The sequence below is a fragment of the Streptomyces sp. NPDC043908 genome (assembly GCF_056435525.1).
Window position 1 is genome coordinate 97110 of the sequence record NZ_JBWKEI010000005.1, and the last position, 15754, is coordinate 112863.

At 72.9% G+C, this 15754-nt stretch carries 14 protein-coding genes; 6 read left to right on the forward strand and 8 right to left on the reverse strand.

Going from position 1 to position 15754, the window contains the following annotated elements:
- Positions 1-10: 10 nt before the first annotated feature.
- Positions 11-640: a TetR/AcrR family transcriptional regulator gene (locus AC069K_RS13260; RefSeq protein WP_365112244.1), complete on the forward strand. Its 630-nt coding sequence runs from the start codon at positions 11-13 to the stop codon at positions 638-640.
- Between the two features lie 56 nt (positions 641-696).
- Here the strand turns inward: AC069K_RS13260 and AC069K_RS13265 are convergent, their stop codons facing one another.
- On the reverse strand, positions 697-1158 hold the full coding sequence (locus AC069K_RS13265; RefSeq protein WP_358836025.1) for a MaoC family dehydratase: 462 nt from the start codon (positions 1156-1158) through the stop codon (positions 697-699).
- Positions 1159-1286: 128 nt separating this feature from the next.
- Here AC069K_RS13265 and soxR point away from each other — a divergent pair, with 128 nt between their 5' ends.
- On the forward strand, positions 1287-1820 hold the full coding sequence (gene soxR / locus AC069K_RS13270; protein ID WP_365112241.1) for a redox-sensitive transcriptional activator SoxR: 534 nt from the start codon (positions 1287-1289) through the stop codon (positions 1818-1820).
- Positions 1821-1932: 112 nt separating this feature from the next.
- Here the strand turns inward: soxR and AC069K_RS13275 are convergent, their stop codons facing one another.
- Complete coding sequence (locus AC069K_RS13275) at positions 1933-2544, reverse strand: hypothetical protein (protein WP_365112238.1); 612 nt, start codon at positions 2542-2544, stop codon at positions 1933-1935.
- Positions 2545-2827: 283 nt separating this feature from the next.
- Between AC069K_RS13275 and AC069K_RS13280 the strand changes: the two genes are divergently transcribed.
- Positions 2828-5605, forward strand: coding sequence for a penicillin acylase family protein (locus tag AC069K_RS13280; RefSeq protein WP_478615393.1), 2778 nt, complete (start codon positions 2828-2830; stop codon positions 5603-5605).
- A 129-nt stretch (positions 5606-5734) separates the two neighbouring features.
- On the opposite strand, the gene AC069K_RS13285 is transcribed toward AC069K_RS13280, so the two are convergent.
- The 3 genes from AC069K_RS13285 to AC069K_RS13295 all read right to left on the reverse strand — a co-directional run bounded on the left by AC069K_RS13285 (position 5735) and on the right by AC069K_RS13295 (position 9838).
- Positions 5735-7054, reverse strand: a complete 1320-nt coding sequence (locus AC069K_RS13285; protein ID WP_478615396.1) for a lipase family protein — start codon at positions 7052-7054, stop codon at positions 5735-5737.
- Between the two features lie 143 nt (positions 7055-7197).
- Positions 7198-8520, reverse strand: a complete 1323-nt coding sequence (locus AC069K_RS13290; protein ID WP_478615399.1) for an erythromycin esterase family protein — start codon at positions 8518-8520, stop codon at positions 7198-7200.
- Positions 8521-8599: 79 nt separating this feature from the next.
- The gene (locus AC069K_RS13295; RefSeq protein ID WP_478615402.1) at positions 8600-9838 is read right to left on the reverse strand and encodes an exo-beta-N-acetylmuramidase NamZ family protein; all 1239 of its coding nucleotides are present in this window, start codon (positions 9836-9838) and stop codon (positions 8600-8602) included.
- A 172-nt stretch (positions 9839-10010) separates the two neighbouring features.
- Between AC069K_RS13295 and AC069K_RS13300 the strand changes: the two genes are divergently transcribed.
- From AC069K_RS13300 to AC069K_RS13310, 3 genes are read left to right on the forward strand one after another with little or no spacing between them, the layout of a single operon-like run.
- A complete protein-coding gene (locus AC069K_RS13300) occupies positions 10011-10784 on the forward strand; it encodes an SDR family oxidoreductase (protein ID WP_365112223.1) in 774 nt (257 codons plus the stop codon).
- Positions 10781-12433 carry a class I adenylate-forming enzyme family protein gene (locus tag AC069K_RS13305; protein ID WP_365112220.1) on the forward strand — a complete coding sequence of 551 codons (1653 nt, stop codon included), beginning with the start codon at positions 10781-10783 and terminating at the stop codon, positions 12431-12433. Before AC069K_RS13300 ends, AC069K_RS13305 begins: the two co-directional genes overlap by 4 nt.
- Positions 12434-12482: 49 nt before the next feature.
- A complete protein-coding gene (locus AC069K_RS13310) occupies positions 12483-13076 on the forward strand; it encodes a TetR/AcrR family transcriptional regulator (RefSeq protein ID WP_358835900.1) in 594 nt (197 codons plus the stop codon).
- A 9-nt stretch (positions 13077-13085) separates the two neighbouring features.
- Here the strand turns inward: AC069K_RS13310 and AC069K_RS13315 are convergent, their stop codons facing one another.
- The 3 genes from AC069K_RS13315 to AC069K_RS13325 all read right to left on the reverse strand — a co-directional run bounded on the left by AC069K_RS13315 (position 13086) and on the right by AC069K_RS13325 (position 15747).
- On the reverse strand, positions 13086-14300 hold the full coding sequence (locus AC069K_RS13315; protein ID WP_358835901.1) for an acyl-CoA dehydrogenase family protein: 1215 nt from the start codon (positions 14298-14300) through the stop codon (positions 13086-13088).
- Between the two features lie 9 nt (positions 14301-14309).
- Complete coding sequence (locus AC069K_RS13320) at positions 14310-15338, reverse strand: phosphotransferase family protein (RefSeq protein ID WP_365112214.1); 1029 nt, start codon at positions 15336-15338, stop codon at positions 14310-14312.
- 109 nt (positions 15339-15447) lie between these two features.
- A complete protein-coding gene (locus tag AC069K_RS13325) occupies positions 15448-15747 on the reverse strand; it encodes a hypothetical protein (RefSeq protein ID WP_358835903.1) in 300 nt (99 codons plus the stop codon).
- Positions 15748-15754 lie beyond the last annotated feature (7 nt).

A 15754-nucleotide genomic window follows, 5' to 3' on the forward strand; every position in this document is an offset into this window, starting at 1 on the left:
GGGGCTGGCGATGGGTGCGGCTGAGGAGATGGCGGTCGGCGAGGACAGGCCGTGGGGCGAGGTCACGCCCGAGGCCGCCCGGAGGCTGCTCGTCGCCGCCGTGGAGGCCTTCGCGGAACGCGGCTACCACGCCACGACGACCCGGGACATCGCCGGCCGCGCCGGGATGAGCCCGGCCGCGCTCTACATCCACTACAAGACCAAGGAAGAGCTGCTCCACCGGATCAGCCGGATCGGCCACGACAAGGCCCTGGAGATCCTGGAGACGGCCGCGGACGCCGGGGGCACCGCCGCCGAGCGCCTCGCGGACGCCGTGCGCTCCTTCGTCCGGTGGCACGCCGGGCACCACATGACGGCCCGCGTGGTCCAGTACGAACTCGACGCGCTCGGCGAGGAGCACCGCACCGAGATCGTGGGGCTGCGCCGGCGCAGCGACGCGGCCGTGCGGCGCATCCTCAACGAGGGGGTGGCGGCGGGCGAGTTCGACGTGCCGGACGTGCCCGGCACCACGCTCGCGGTCCTGTCGCTCTGCATCGACGTGGCCCGCTGGTTCAACACCGAGGGGCGCCGCACGCCCGACGAGGTCGGCGCGCTCTACGCCGGCCTCGTGCTGCGGATGGTCGGGGCCCGGACCGCTTAGGGCCCGTGGCCGGCCCGGGAAGGCGACCACAGGCGCCCGGGGCCGGGCGCCCGGGGTCAGAAGAAGTACCGCGACACCGACTCCGCCACGCACACCGGCTTCTCGCCGCCCTCGCGCTCGACCGTGACCTTCGCGGTCACCTGCACGCCGCCGCCCGCCTCCACCACGTCGGTGAGGACCGCCGTGGCCCGCAGCCGTGAGCCGACCGGGACCGGGGCGGGGAAACGGACCTTCTCGGTGCCGTAGTTGATGCCCATCCTCATGCCCTCGACGCGCAGCACCTGCGGGACGAGCGCGGGCAGCAGCGAGAGCGTCAGATAGCCGTGCGCGATGGTCGTCCCGAACGGCCCGGCCGCCGCCCGCTCCGGGTCGACGTGGATCCACTGGTGGTCCCCGGTGGCGTCCGCGAACAGGTCGATGCGGTGCTGGTCGATCTCCAGCCAGTCGCTGTACCCGAGCGGCTCGCCCACTCCGGCCTTCAGCTCGTCGGCGGAGGTGAAGATCCTCGGCTCTGCCATGCCCGGTTCCTGCCTCTCTCGCATGCTTCGGCTGTCTTTGCGCCTCCACTGTCCAAGCGCTTGCTCAGCATGCTGTTGGCGGTGCCCGCTGTCAACGGTGATCCCGCCCGCGCAGTAGGGTTCGAGAGGTGCCGCAGATTCCAGAGAAGGTCCATGAGCTCACGGTCGGTCAGCTCTCCGCCCGTAGCGGGGCCGCCGTGTCCGCCCTGCACTTCTACGAGTCCAAGGGCCTGATCAGCAGCCGCCGCACCTCGGGCAACCAGCGCCGCTACAGCCGCGACGTGCTGCGCCGGGTCGCTTTCGTCCGGGCCGCCCAGCGCGTCGGCATCCCGCTCGCCACCATCCGGGACGCCCTCGCCGAACTCCCCGAGGAGCGCACCCCCACCCGCGAGGACTGGGCGCGGCTCTCCGAGAACTGGCGCTCCGAACTCGACGAGCGCATCAAGCAGCTGAACCGGCTGCGCAACCACCTCACCGACTGCATCGGCTGCGGATGCCTGTCGCTGGAGACCTGTGTCCTGTCCAACCCGGACGACATCTCCGGCGAGCGCCTCACCGGCTCGCGGCTGCTGCCCGAGCGCAGGAAACAGCAGCGGCCCGCGCCCGAGTCCGCGCCCGAGCCCGAGTCCGCGCCCGACACCGCCGCGTGCGGGACCTGTTAGCCGTACGGACCGGTCGGCCGTGAGCGGCCGTACGGCGGCGTACGGCTGAGTCCCTCCCGAACACACGGGGGCGGTACGGGGCGGCCCCCGGCCGCGTCCGCCCCCGGGTGTCTCAGGCCACCGACGCCAGCTCTCGGTGCCGGACCGCCTTGGCCCGCACCAGCGCCTCGGCGGTCAGGACCGGCTGGGGCACCAAAATGCCGCAGCCGGTGCAGACCGGGCCGCACCACGGGTCGTGGGCCAGATCGCGCTGCCACACCAGCCGCTGCCCCTCGCAGACCGGGCAGGCGGAGCCCGGCACCGTGCGCAGGGCCGCGATGATCCGGCCGAGCACCTCGGCCAGCGGCTGCGCCGGGTGCACCGACGGGTCCTCGCACCACGCCACCCCGAAACCGCCCCAGGTGCGCCGGTGCCAGTCGTCGAAGGAGCCCGGGATCCGCAGGCCGGCGTGTTTCTCACGCTTCCTGCGGGCCGCGAACTCCGCTTCGTACCGGAGCCAGACGGCCCGCGCCGCCTCCAGCTCGTCGAGCGCGGCCACCAGCCGCGCCGGATCGGGGGCCCGGTCCTCGGGCCCGATGCGATGCCTGGCGCACAAGTGGTCCCAGGTCGCCCGGTGTCCATAAGGGGCGAACCGCTCCAGGCACTTGCGCAGAGAGTACCGGCGCAGTGCGAGATCGTTTCGTGGGTCGCGGACTTGTCTCGCAAGGCTGCGGAAACCGGCCATGGCCCTGCCACCTCCGTCGCTCGTGTATCGGCGAATGTTCGGCGTCGAGGAATGGACGTACGGCTACCCGATCCGGCTCCATCGAAAATCGGATGGGCCCCATCAGACGGCGCTGACCGGAATCCGTCGCACGCCCCCCGGAGTGCCCCGGGCGCCCCACCCCGTCGCCCTGTGGGGATTCCGGGGAGGTCACGCACGTTCGGGAAAGGTGACGTGTGTTCATCTTCCCTCCTGCGGTACCCCTCAGTAACCTCCGCCGCATCGGTCCTCCCTAGGAGCACGCATGCGACGACCCACCGCACGGCTCAGAACCGCCACCGCCGCCACCGTGATCGCGCTCTCGGCGGCCCTCCTCGCCCCCCTCAGCCAGGCCGGCGCGGCCGAACCCCCCAACGGCGACTACTGCCTCGGGCGGTGCGGCGACATCCTGCCGCCCGGCGAGAACGGCAACGCCACCCTCGTCGAGATCCTCGGCAACAAGGCCTTCGGCACCCATCCCGCGCACAGCGACGACCAGCTCGGCAAGTACGACGCGCTGGTGGCCGGCCAGTCCTCGCTCACCGACGACAAGCTCAACTCCTTCTTCAACGACGCCTCCTTCGGGGTGCCCGGCGGCCAGGCGGCCTCCACCAGCTCGCCCCGCCCCGACGTCACCATCACCCGGGACAAGGCCACCGGCGTCCCGCACATCAAGGGCACCACCCGCTACGGAACCGAGTACGGCGCCGGGTACGCCGCAGGCCAGGACCGGCTCTGGCTGATGGACCTGTTCCGGCACATCGGGCGCGGCGAGCTCACCTCGTTCGCGGGCGGCGCGCTCGCCAACCAGGGTCTGGAGCAGGAGTTCTGGCCGCAGGCCCCGTACACCGAGGCCGACCTCCAGGCGCAGGTCGACCGGATCCGCACCACCAACGGCCCGCGCGGCGAGCAGGCGATGGCCGACGCGCAGGCGTACGTGGACGGCATCAACGCCTACGCCAAGCAGTCCAAGGACGGCCGGTACTTCCCCGGCGAGTACGTCCTCACCGGCAAGATCGACGCCCTCACCAACATCGGCGAGATCCAGCCGTTCAAGCTCACCGACCTGATCGCGCTCGCCTCCGTCGTCGGCGGGCTCTTCGGCGGCGGCGGTGGCGGCGAGGTGCAGGCCGCGCTCTCCCTCCAGGCCGCCCAGGCCCGGTACGGCGTCGTCGAGGGCACCAAGGTGTGGGAGTCCTTCCGCGAGCGCAACGACCCCGAGGCCGTCCTCACCGTCCACGACGGCACGAGCTTCCCGTACGCGACGAAGCCCGCGAACCCGCAGGGCACCGCCCTGCCCGACCCCGGCACGGTCGTCCCCGAACAGCTGGTCTACGACCGCACCGGCTCGGCCGTCACCGGCGCCAGGGCCGATGTGCGCGTCCCCGAGCGGCTGAAGCCGCTCAAGGGGATCTTCAACAACGGCGCCGTGCCCGGCTTCGACATCGGCAGGCCGCGCGGGATGTCCAACGCGCTCCTCGTCTCCGGCAGCCGCACCGCGAGCGGCAACCCGGTCGCCGTCTTCGGCCCCCAGACCGGCTACTTCGCGCCCCAGCTGCTGATGCTCCAGGAGATCCAGGGACCCGGCATCAGCGCCCGGGGCGCCTCCTTCGCCGGCGTCGGGATGTACGTCCAGCTCGGCCGGGGCCAGGACTACGCCTGGTCGGCCACCTCCGCCGGACAGGACATCACCGACACCTACGCCGTCGAACTCTGCCAGGACGACGCCCACTACCTCTACCGGGGCGTGTGCACCCCGATGGAGAAGCTGGAGAAGGCCAACGCCTGGAAGCCGACCACCGCCGACAACACGGCCGCGGGCTCCTACCGGATGCAGGTGTGGCGCACCAACTACGGCATCGTCACCGCCCGCGCCAAGGTCGCCGGCAAGCAGGTCGCGTACACCTCGCTGCGCTCGACCTACCGCCACGACGCCGACTCGATCATCGGCTTCCAGATGTTCAACGACCCGGGCTTCGTCAAGGACGCGGCCACCTTCCAGCAGGCCGCCCAGCACGTCGACTACGCCTTCAACTGGTTCTACGCGGACTCCCGCACCGCCGCCTACTACAACAGCGGCAAGAACCCGGTGCGGAATCCGGCCGTCGACCCCTCGCTGCCGACAGCCGCCGACCGCGCCTACGAGTGGCAGGGCTACGACCCGGCGTACAACACCGCCGACTACACCCCGCCCGCCCAGCACCCGCAGTCGGTGGGGCAGGACTACTACATCTCCTGGAACAACAAGCAGGCGAAGGAGTACACCTCCGCCGGGTTCGGCCACGGCTCGGTGCACCGGGGCAGCCTCCTCGACGACCGGGTGAAGGCGCTGGTCGCGCAGGGCGGCGTCACCCGCGCCGCGCTCACCCGGGCCATGGCGCAGGCCGCCGTCACCGATCTGCGCGGCGAGGACGTGCTGCCGGAGCTCCTGAAGGTCATCCGCAGCGCCCCCGTCACCGACCCCCAACTGGCCACCGCCGTGACGCAGCTGGAGTCGTGGAGGGCGGACGGGTCCCAGCGCCGGGAGACCGCGCAGGGCTCGCGCGCCTACACCCATCCCGACGCCGTGCGGCTGATGGACGCCTGGTGGCCGCTGATGATCGAGGGCGCGTTCCGGCCGGGGCTCGGGGACGGGCTGTACTCGGCGCTCACCTCGGTCCTGTCCGTCGACGAGGCGCCCTCGGCCGGGCACGGTCCGACCGGCGCGCACGCCGGGTCCTCGTTCCAGAGCGGCTGGTGGAGCTACGCGGACAAGGATCTGCGGACGGTGCTGGGGGAGTCCGTGCACGGACCCCTCGCCCGTACGTACTGCGGCGACGGGAAGCTCTCCGCCTGCCGTGACACCCTGCTCGCCACGCTGAAGCAGGCCGCGGCCAAGACGCCGGCCCAGGTGTACCCCGGTGACGCGGGATGCGCGGCCGGGGACCAGTGGTGTGCCGACTCCATCGTCCAGCGCCCGCTGGGCGGGATCGCCCACACCTCGGTCAACTGGCAGAACCGGCCCACCTACCAGCAGGTGGTGGAGTTCGCCTCGCACCGGTGAGCCGCTGACACCGCCCGCCGCCCGCCGCCCGCCGCCCGCCGGCCGCGGGCCGCGGGCCGGGGAGGGGAGGGGCTGGTCGCGCACCCGCGGGGAAACCGCACCGCGGGTGCGCGGCCGGCCCCGCGCCCGCTAGCGGGCGCCGCCGATCCGGCCCGCGGCCAGCACCACCCGCGCCAGCTCCGGGTGGCAGATGTCGGAGTGGGCGCCCGCCGGGGGGCCGCCCGCCCGGACCACCGACTCCGCGTTCACGCTGACGCAGCCCGAGGCGGGCACCCCGTCGCGCAGGACCTCCGCCAGGGTGAGCTCGGTGCACGGGGCCACCGACTGGATGCCGTCGTGGCCGATCGCCCACCAGCGGCGGTCGAGTTCCAGGACGCCCTGGTAGTCCCCGGCCAGCTTGGACGCCAGCGGGTAGATGACCCCGAGCGCGGTGTCGAAGCGCGAGTAGCAGGAGACCACCGGGCCGTCGACCCGCCGCTGGAGGGCCGCCAGCGCGCCCGCCCCGCGGAGCCCGGACGGCAGCCGCTCCGCGAACGCGTAGTGCGAGAAGGCGCCTTCCAGCAACGTCACCGACTTGACGTTGCGCACCCCCTCGGGCAGTCCCTTCAGCGCGAACGCGACCAGCCGTCCGCCCTGGCTGTGCCCCACCAGATGCACCCGCGTCGCCGGTCTGGCGCGGGCCAGCTCCCCGAGCAGCGGCCCGAGACCGAGCTGCCCCACCTTTCCCGAGCGGCGCTTCATCTCGTAGTACGTGGTCTGGCGCAGCAGCTCCTTGGCGCCGTCCCACAGGTGCTTGAGCGAGCGGCCCAGCGAGAACGAGGGCCCGGGCGGGCCCGCTTCGAGGCGCACACCGGTGGCGTGGAGGGCGAGCGTGAACTCCCGGCACAGTCCGAGTGTGTCGTCGGTGAGGAGCACCGCGCCGCCGCCCGCGTGGTCCACCGTGTCGGCCGCGTAGCCGGGCGACTCCTCGTCGGGCGCCACCAGTCGGCGGGTCAGCAGCCCGAAGCGGCGCAGCGCCTCCTCGTCGTCGGGGCGCTCGTCGAGCAGCCCGGCCAGCGCGTCCACGACCGCCTCGTGCCCGGGGAAGGCCCGTTTGAGCGCCTGAACGGTCGCCGGGTCCAGGCCCGCGCCCGGCACGGTGGCCAGGGCGGTGTGCGGGAAGTCGGGGATGTCCTCGTCGGCGAAGCGGATGGAGGGCCAGACGACGCCCGCGTATCCCAGCCGCACCCCCGCGGCGGCCTTCCCCGCCTCGGCCAGCAGCGCGGGGAAAGGGGCGAAGAAGCGGCGGTAGAGGTCGGTCGCGACCGACGGGGTGTTGTTCCAGCCGTGCGCGAACACCACCAGGTCGGTGACGTCCAGCTCCGCGAGGGCGGTGCGCCCGGCCGGGGCGGCGTCGCCGTCCGCGTCGAAGGTGATCTCTCTGTACGGCTCGACTCCGATGTCCGCCATGGCGGGGCCCTCCGGTGCGTTCGCTGACGATGGGGCGGGGCTGGGGCCTCACATCGTCCCGCCGGAACCGGAGGGCCGGCCATACGCAGGACATCGCAGAAGGGACGCGAACGGGGGAGCGAACGAGCCGGTGACCGGGAAGGTCAGAGCCGGTGGGCCGCCGTCACCCGGTGCAGGTGCACCAGGACGTCGAACGAGGGGCCGAGCCGGATCCGTTCCGCGTCCTGGGGCCAGGAGTTGCCGATGGACCGCGTCGGCCGGAAGGCGGCCAGCCACGTCCTCGCGGGGTCCGCGACCTGGCGCAGATCGACGTAGTAGTCGCGCGGCGAGACCCGCTCCAGGACCTCCTCGTTGCTGCCCGGCGCGGGCGGTCCGACGGTGAACTCGCGGATCGGCTCGGCGGGGTCGTCCAGGTCGAGCGCGTTGAACGATCCCCGGCCGAAGGTGAACCCGATGTTCATGTACGCGTCCCCGACCAGCTCCCGGATGAAGGCGCCCTGGGCCTTCGGGTACTCACCGGTGAGCGTCGGGGCGTACGCCACATGCCCGTTGTGCGCCGACAGCAGCATCCGGTGGCCGGTCCGGCGCTGCCACCACACGGTGTTCTCGGCCATCACCCGGTCGCGGAAGAGCCGCGACTCCCTGAGCTGGTCGGGGTCGGAGAAGTCGAAGGACCACAGGGCGCCGGTCTGGGCGATGGTGCGCGCGTACTGGAGGATCCAGGCGCCCTCGCCCCGGTCCGTCCCCGGGCGCCGGCTCAGGAGGTCGTACGCCCGGCGCACCTCGTCGGCCTGCCGCCTGCGGTCGGCGAGCGGGCGCTTGATCATGGCGTCCATGGTGGCGCCGACGCCCGCGGTGGGCCGGGATTCCTGGTAGAGCGCGGTGAGTTCGGGCAGCAGGTCGGGGAAGTGCCGCGCGGTGTAGGCGCTCACCCGGTCGAAGAGCTCCCGGCCCGCGTAGCCCATGTCGTCGCCCATGAACTGGACCTTGCGGGTGTGGCGCAGGTTGTAGCCGCGCATCCAGCGCATCAGGTCCAGGTACTCCCGGGTCTCCCACATCGCGTACGAGCCCTGGAACTCCTCGCGCGCGATCCGCTCGGGGTCGCCCTCGCCGCGCAGCACATAGGCGTTGATCCGCATCCCCGAGGACCAGGCGGTCTCCAGGGCGAAGGTGGTGAACCCCTTCTCCTCGACGAGGTACTGGAACACGCGCCGCTTCGTCGCGAAGAACTCGTGCGAGTTGTGCGTCGCCTCGCCCAGGCCCACGATGTCCGCCGGGCCGACCATACGGCCGAGCGGCCGCAGGTCGTCGAGGGGCTGGGCAGAGCGCGCCAACTGCCGTTCGGGGGTGGGGGACTGGGTGGCACGGGCCGTCGGGACGGCGGCGGTGAGGAAGCCGAGGGTCAGGCCGAGCAGCAGGAGTAAGGCCTGACGGGGCCGGTGGTGGGTGTCGTGGAACAGATGCATGGTCCCAGCCTTCCGGCCGGGCGGGAGCGGGCCCATCCTGCCGGCCACCGTCTCGGCCGGGGGTTTTCCCCCGGGTGCCTCACCGGTAGAGCAGGTACTTGGCCCGGGTCGCCCGGAAGGCCGCGAGTCCGTTCTGCCAGGCGTCCACCACGGCGTCGGTGTCCGCGCCCGCGTCGATCAGGGTGCGCACGGTCGCCGAGCCGGTGAGCTTGTCGATCCAGTGGTCCGGACGCCAGGCGAAACCGCTCCACGCCTGCTTCGCCGTCACCAGGAGGGCCACCCCGGTGCGCACCGGGTCGTACGAGCGGGGGTCGTGGACGTGGAGCTGGAGGCCGCCGACCGTCTTCCCCTGGAACTTGGAGAAGGCGGGCGTGAAGTACGCCTCGCGGAAGCGGACCCCGGGCAGGTCCGCCGCGTTCGCGGCGGCGGCCCAGCGCGCGTCGATCCCCTCGGCGCCCAGCAGCTCGAACGGGCGGGTGGTGCCGCGCCCCTCGGAGAGGTTGGTGCCCTCGAAAAGACAGGTGCCCGCGTAGACGAGCGCGGTGTCCGGGGTCGGCATGTTGGGGCTCGGCGGCACCCACGGCAGGCCCGTGGAGCCGTAGAAGTCCGCCCGCCGCCAGCCCGACATCGTCACCGTCCGCACGTCCACGCGCCCGCCCAGGAACTCGGCGTCGAAGAGCCGGGCCAGCTCCGCCACCGTCATCCCGTGCGCCTGCGCGATCGGCTCGCGCCCCACGAAGGTCGCGAACGCCTTGTCCAGCACGGGTCCGCTCGCCGCCCGGCCGGTGACGGGGTTCGGCCGGTCCAGGACCACGAACCGCTTCCCGGCGAGGGCCGCGGCCTCCATGCAGTCGTAGAGCGTCCAGATGTACGTGTAGAAGCGCGCCCCCACGTCCTGGATGTCGAAGACGACCGTGTCCACGCCCGAGGCCGTGAAGACGGCGGCGAGCGCCTGCCCGCTGACGCCGTACGTGTCGTACACCGGCAGTCCCGTCGCCGGGTCGTCGTGGCGCCCCTCGGAGCCGCCCGCCTGGGCCGTGCCCCGGAAGCCGTGTTCGGGGCCGAAGACCGCGGCCAGGTCGACGCGCGGGTCGGTGTGCATCACGTCCACGATGTGCCGGACGTCGGCACTCACCCCGGTCGGGTTGGTCACCACGCCGACCCTGCGGCCCTCCAGCGCCCGGTACCCGTCGGCGGCCAGCCGCTCGAAGCCGGTCCGCACGCGGGCCGGGTGGTGGCGGGCGGGGGCCGCGCCCATGACCGCCGCGCCCGCCGCGGTCCCCGTCCCCGCCAGCAGTCCCCGTCTCGACAGGCTCATCGGCGTGCCTCCCCGGTCCCGGTCGCGCGCGGTGTCATGGCCACGCACGGTAGCGCGCGGGCGGGCGGCGGGGAACGAGCCGCACGCAACCGTTGGCGACGGCCCCCTTCCATCTGAACATACCGACTGGTTAGTCTGCTCATCGGTCGACAGGTGGAGAGGCGGATTCCCGATGGGTTCGGACAGCGACGTCCAGGGCGCGGCAGTGGTGGTCACCGGGGCGGGCGGCGGCATAGGCGCCGCGCTCGCGCGCAGATTCGCGGCGGAGGGCGCCCGCGTCGTCGTCAACGACCTCGACGGGGCCAAGGCCCGCAGGACGGCCGAGGAGATCGGCGCGATCGCCGTCCCCGGCGACGCCTCGGACGTGGTCCCGCTCGCCCGCGAGGCGCTGGGCGGAAGGATCGACGTCTACTGCGCCAACGCGGGGCTCGGCTCCGGCGGTTCCGAGGCCGCCCCCGAGGACGTCTGGGCGGCCGCCTGGGACGTCAACGTGATGGCGCACGTCCGCGCCGCCCGCGAGCTGCTGCCCGAGTGGCTGGAGCGCGGCGGCGGCCGGTTCGTGTCGACGGTGTCGGCCGCCGGGCTGCTCACCATGATCGGCGCGGCCCCGTACAGCGTCACCAAGCACGGCGCCCTCGCCTTCGCCGAGTGGCTCTCGCTCACCTACCGCCACCGGGGGGTGAAGGTCCACGCGATCTGCCCGCAGGGCGTGCGCACCGACATGCTGGCCGCCACCGGCACGGCCGGGGACCTGGTGCTCGCGCCGACCGCGATCGAGCCCCCGGCCGTCGCCGACGCGCTCTTCACGGCGATGGCCGAGGACCGGTTCCTGGTGCTGCCGCACCCCGAGGTGGCCCACTTCTACGGTGTGCGTGCGGGCGACCCGGACCGCTGGCTCACCTCCATGAACCATCTCCAGCAGAAGTGGGAGGCGGACGGCGCATGAGCTCCCCGTACGCGACCAGGCCCTGGCTCGGGCAGCTCACCGAGGCCCAGCGGGCACCGGTCAGCCCGCCCGCCGGCGTGGTGCACGCCTTCCGGGCCGCCGTCCTGCGCGCCCCCGACCGCACCGCCCTCGCCTACTTCGACGGGCGGCTCACCTACCGCGAGGCCGACGCGCTCTCCGACTCCGTGGCCGGCCACCTCGCCGCCCGGGGCCTCCAGAGCGGCGACCGGGTCGCGATCATGCTCCAGAACACCCCGCACTTCGTGATCGCGCTGCTCGGGGCGTGGAAGGCGGGCGCGACCGTCGTCCCGCTCAACCCGATGTACAAGTCGGCCGAGGTCGGGCACGTCCTGGGCGACTCCGAGGCCACCGCCCTGATCTGCTCGGACCGGGCGTGGGAGGCGTATCTGCGGGGCACCGCGGCCGGCTCCTCCGTACGGATCGCGCTCACCGCCTGCGAGCTGGACCTCCAGAGCCGCGACGACGCGCGCGTGCTCGCCTTCGAGCGGCTGCCCCGCCCCGCCGACACCGACGACCTGCTGGCCGTCGCCCGGCAGGGGCTGCCCGCCCCGGGCGGCCGCGAACCCGCCCCCGACGCCACGGCGCTGATCAGCTACACCTCGGGCACCAGCGGCACCCCCAAGGGCGCCATGAACACCCACCGGGGCATCACCTACAACGCCGAGCGCCAGCGCACCGGCCACCCGATCCCCGAGGGCGCCGCCTACTTCGCGCTGGCCCCGCTCTTCCACATCACCGGCATGGTCTGCCAGCTCGCCACGTGCGTCGCCAACGCGGGCACGCTGGTCCTCGCCTACCGCTTCCACCCCGGGGTCGTCCTCGACGCCTTCGCCGAGCACCGGCCCGCCTACACGGTCGGCCCCTCCACCGCCTTCATGGCGCTCGCGGCGGCCCCCGGCGTCACCCGCGAGCACTTCGCCTCCTTCCGGGTGATCTCCTCGGGCGGCGCGCCCCTGCCGCCCGCGCTGGTGGAGCAGTTCCGCGACACCTTCGGCCCCTATCTGCGCAACGGCTACGGGCTGACCGAGTGCACCGCGCCCTGCGCCTCGGTGCCGCCCGAGCGGGAGGCCCCGGTCGACCCCGTCTCCGGCACGCTCTCGGTCGGGCTGCCCGGCCCCGAGACGCTCGTACGGATCGTCGGCGAGGACGGCGAGGAGGTGGACCTCGGCGAGCAGGGCGAGATCGTGGTGCGCGGCCCGCAGGTGGTGCCCGGCTACTGGCGCCGCCCCGAGGCCACCGCCGAGACCTTCCCCGACGGCGAACTGCGCACCGGAGACATCGGGTTCATGGACCGCGACGGCTGGCTCTACGTCGTCGACCGCAAGAAGGACATGATCAACGCGTCCGGCTTCAAGGTGTGGCCGCGCGAGGTCGAGGACGTGCTCTACGGCCACCCGGCCGTGCGCGAGGCCGCCGTCGTCGGCGTCCCCGACCCGTACCGGGGCGAGAACGTCAAGGCGTACGTGAGCCTGCGCCCCGGCGCCGAGGCGACGCCCGCCGAGCTCTCCGCGTACTGCGAGGAGCGGCTGGCGGCGTACAAATATCCGCGGCAGGTCGAGGTCCTCGCGGAGCTTCCCAAGACGGCGAGTGGGAAGATCCTGAGGCGGGAACTGCGTTCCCGCCACTGACACGGCGCGAAAGCGCCGGTGGAACACGCGAGAGAGAGGCGGCGACGGCATGGCCAGGACGACGGACGGGAGCGGCACCCCCGTCCCCCAGAGGCTGCTGGCCGCCGCCACCCGCCTCTTCGCCGAGAACGGGTACGACAGGACCTCGGTCCAGGAGATCGTCGAGGCGGCGGGCGTCACCAAGGGGGCGCTCTACCACTACTTCGGCTCCAAGGAGGACCTGCTCCAGGAGGTGTACGCGCGCGTGCTGCGCCTCCAGCAGGAGCGGCTCGACGCCTTCGCGGACGCGGACGCGCCGGTCGAGCGGCGGCTGCGCGACGCGGCGGCCGACGTGGTGGTCACCACCATCGACAACCTCGACGACGCGTCCATCTTCTTCCGCTCGATGCACCACCTCAGCCCCGAGAAGAACAAGCAGGTACGGGTGGAGCGGCGCCGCTACCACGAGCGGTTCCGGGCGCTGATCGAGGAGGGCCAGGCGGCCGGGGTCTTCTCCACGGCCACCCCGGCCGACCTGGTGGTGGACTACCACTTCGGGTCGGTCCACCACCTGTCCACCTGGTACCGGCCGGACGGCCCGCTCACCCCCCAGCAGGTCGCCGACCACCTCGCCGACCTGCTGCTGCGGGCCCTGCGCCCCTGACCGGGCTCCCTACAGGTACTTCTTCAGCTCCCGGCGGGCCAGCGAGCGCTGGTGGACCTCGTCGGGCCCGTCGGCGATGCGCAGGGTCCGCGCGGACGCCCACAGCTCGGCCAGCGGGAAGTCCTGGCCGACACCGCCCGCGCCGTGCACCTGGACGGCCTTGTCGATGATGTCGAGGACCGTCCGGGGCGTGGCGATCTTGATGGCCTGGATCTCGGTGTGGGCGCCCTTGTTGCCGACCGTGTCCATCAGCCAGGCGGTCTTCAGCACCAGCAGCCGCAGCTGCTCCACCGCCACGCGCGCGTCCGCGATCCACTCCTGCACCACGCCCTGCTGCGCGATCGGACGGCCGAACGCGGTCCGGGCCGCCGCGCGCCGGCACATCAGCTCGATGGCCCGCTCGGCCATGCCGATCAGCCGCATGCAGTGGTGGATCCGGCCCGGCCCCAGACGCGCCTGGGCGATGGCGAAGCCGCCGCCCTCCTCGCCCACCAGGTTCTCCACCGGCACCCGCGCGCCGTGGAAGACGACCTCGGCGTGGCCGCCGTGGGAGTGGTCCTCGTAGCCGTACACCTGCATGGCGCGGCGGATCTCGACGCCCGGGGTGTCGCGCGGCACCAGCACCATCGACTGCTGGCGGCGGACGTCCTCGTTGTCCGGGTCGGTCTTGCCCATCACGATGAAGATCTTGCAGTCGGGGTTCATCGCCCCGGAGATGTACCACTTGCGGCCGGTGACGACGTACTCGTCGCCCTCGCGCGCGATCCTGGTCTCGATGTTGGTGGCGTCCGAGGAGGCCACCTCCGGCTCGGTCATCGCGAACGCGGAGCGGATCTCCCCGGCGAGCAGCGGCTCCAGCCACCGCTTGCGCTGCTCGTCCGACCCGAACTGGGCGAGCACCTCCATGTTCCCGGTGTCGGGCGCCGCGCAGTTCAGGGCGGTGGGCGCCAGGTGCGGGGAGCGGCCGGTGATCTCGGCGAGCGGCGCGTACTGGAGGTTGGTGAGTCCGGCGCCGTGCTCGGCGTCGGGCAGGAACAGGTTCCACAGCCCCCGGCTGCGGGCCTCCGCCTTCAGCTCCTCCACCACGGCGGGCGTGTCCCACGGCGACGGCAGCAGCAGGCGCTGCTCGTGCGCGGTGGTCTCGGCCGGGTAGACGTGGCTCTCCATGAAGGAGAGCAGCTTGGCGCGCAGCTCCTGGGTGGGTGCGTCGAATGCGAAGTCCATGGCGGGGGTTCAGCCTTCCTGCGGTGACTGGAGGGTGGTGAGGCCGTGGTCGATGAAGACCGGTACCAGGTCCCCGATGCGGTCGAAGCCCGCGCCGACGGTCTGGCCCAGCGTGTAGCGGTAGTGGATGCCCTCCAGGATCACGGCGAGCTTGAACCAGGCGAACGCCGTGTACCAGGAGATGGCCGAGGTGTCCCGGCCCGACCCGGCGGCGTACCGCTCGATCAGCTCGGCGGGGGAGGGGTGGCCGGCGGCCCCGGCGGTGGTGGAGACGGGCGAGTCCTCCACCTTGATCTCGGCGCTGTACATCACCAGCAGTCCGAGGTCGGTCAGCGGGTCCCCGAGGGTCGACATCTCCCAGTCGAGGACCGCCTTGATCTCGTCGTCCTCGCCGACCAGGACGTTGTCGAGCCGGTAGTCGCCGTGGATCACCGTGGGCGCGGGCGAGACGGGGAGGCTGCGGCCGAGCGCCGCGTGCAGCTCGTCGATGCCGGCCAGTTCCCGGTTGCGGGAGGCGTCGAGCTGCTTGCCCCAGCGGCGCAGCTGGCGGTCGAGGAAGCCCTCGGGGCGCCCGAAGTCCCCGAGGCCGACCGCCTCGGGATCCACCGCGTGCAGCTCCACCAGCGTGTCCACCAGGCCGAGGAGCGCGGCCCTGGTGCGCTCGGGGCCCAGCGGAGCCAGCTGCTCCGCCGTGCGGTACGGGGTTCCGGTCACGTACTCCATGACGTAGAAGGGCGCCCCGAGCACCGAGTCGTCCTCGCAGAGCAGCAGCGGCTCCGGCACCGGGACCGAGGTCGGGTGGAGCGCGCTGATCACCCGGTGCTCGCGCTTCATGTCGTGCGCGGTGGCCAGTACGTGGCCGAGCGGGGGACGGCGGACCACCCACTGACCGGTGCCGTCGGTCACCAGATACGTCAGGTTCGACCGGCCGCCCTCGACGAGCCGGGCGCTCAGCGGTCCGTTCACGAGCCCCGGCCGCACGCTGTCGAGATGGGCGCGCAGCCGTTCCGGGTCGAGGCCTGGCGGGACGGTGCTCATGGCGGGATACCTCCGGGGACGGCGATCGTGTCACGGACACGCTACCGACCAGTCGGTATGTCGTCCAGACGCCGGTGCCGGATCGGTACCCCGCCGAAGTGGTCACCGCTCAGTGGTCGTCCCAGTGGCCCTCGTGCTCGGCGTGCCGGTGGCCGTCGTGCACGTAGTCCAGATGGTCGCCGTGCACCACCGAGTGGTGGCCGCAGCCGACGCCGTGTTCGTGCGCGTGGCCGTCGTGGGCGACGTGCCCGGCGGGCTCGCACTCGTCCCAGTGTCCCGAGTGCTCGCGGTGCAGATGGCCGTCGTGGGCGTAGTCGGTGTGGTCCCCGTGCGGTACGGCCCGGTGCCCGCAGGTGGGGCTGTGGGCGTGCTCGTGGAGGGCGGGGTGCTCCTCGTGGCGGACGGTCATGGCGTTC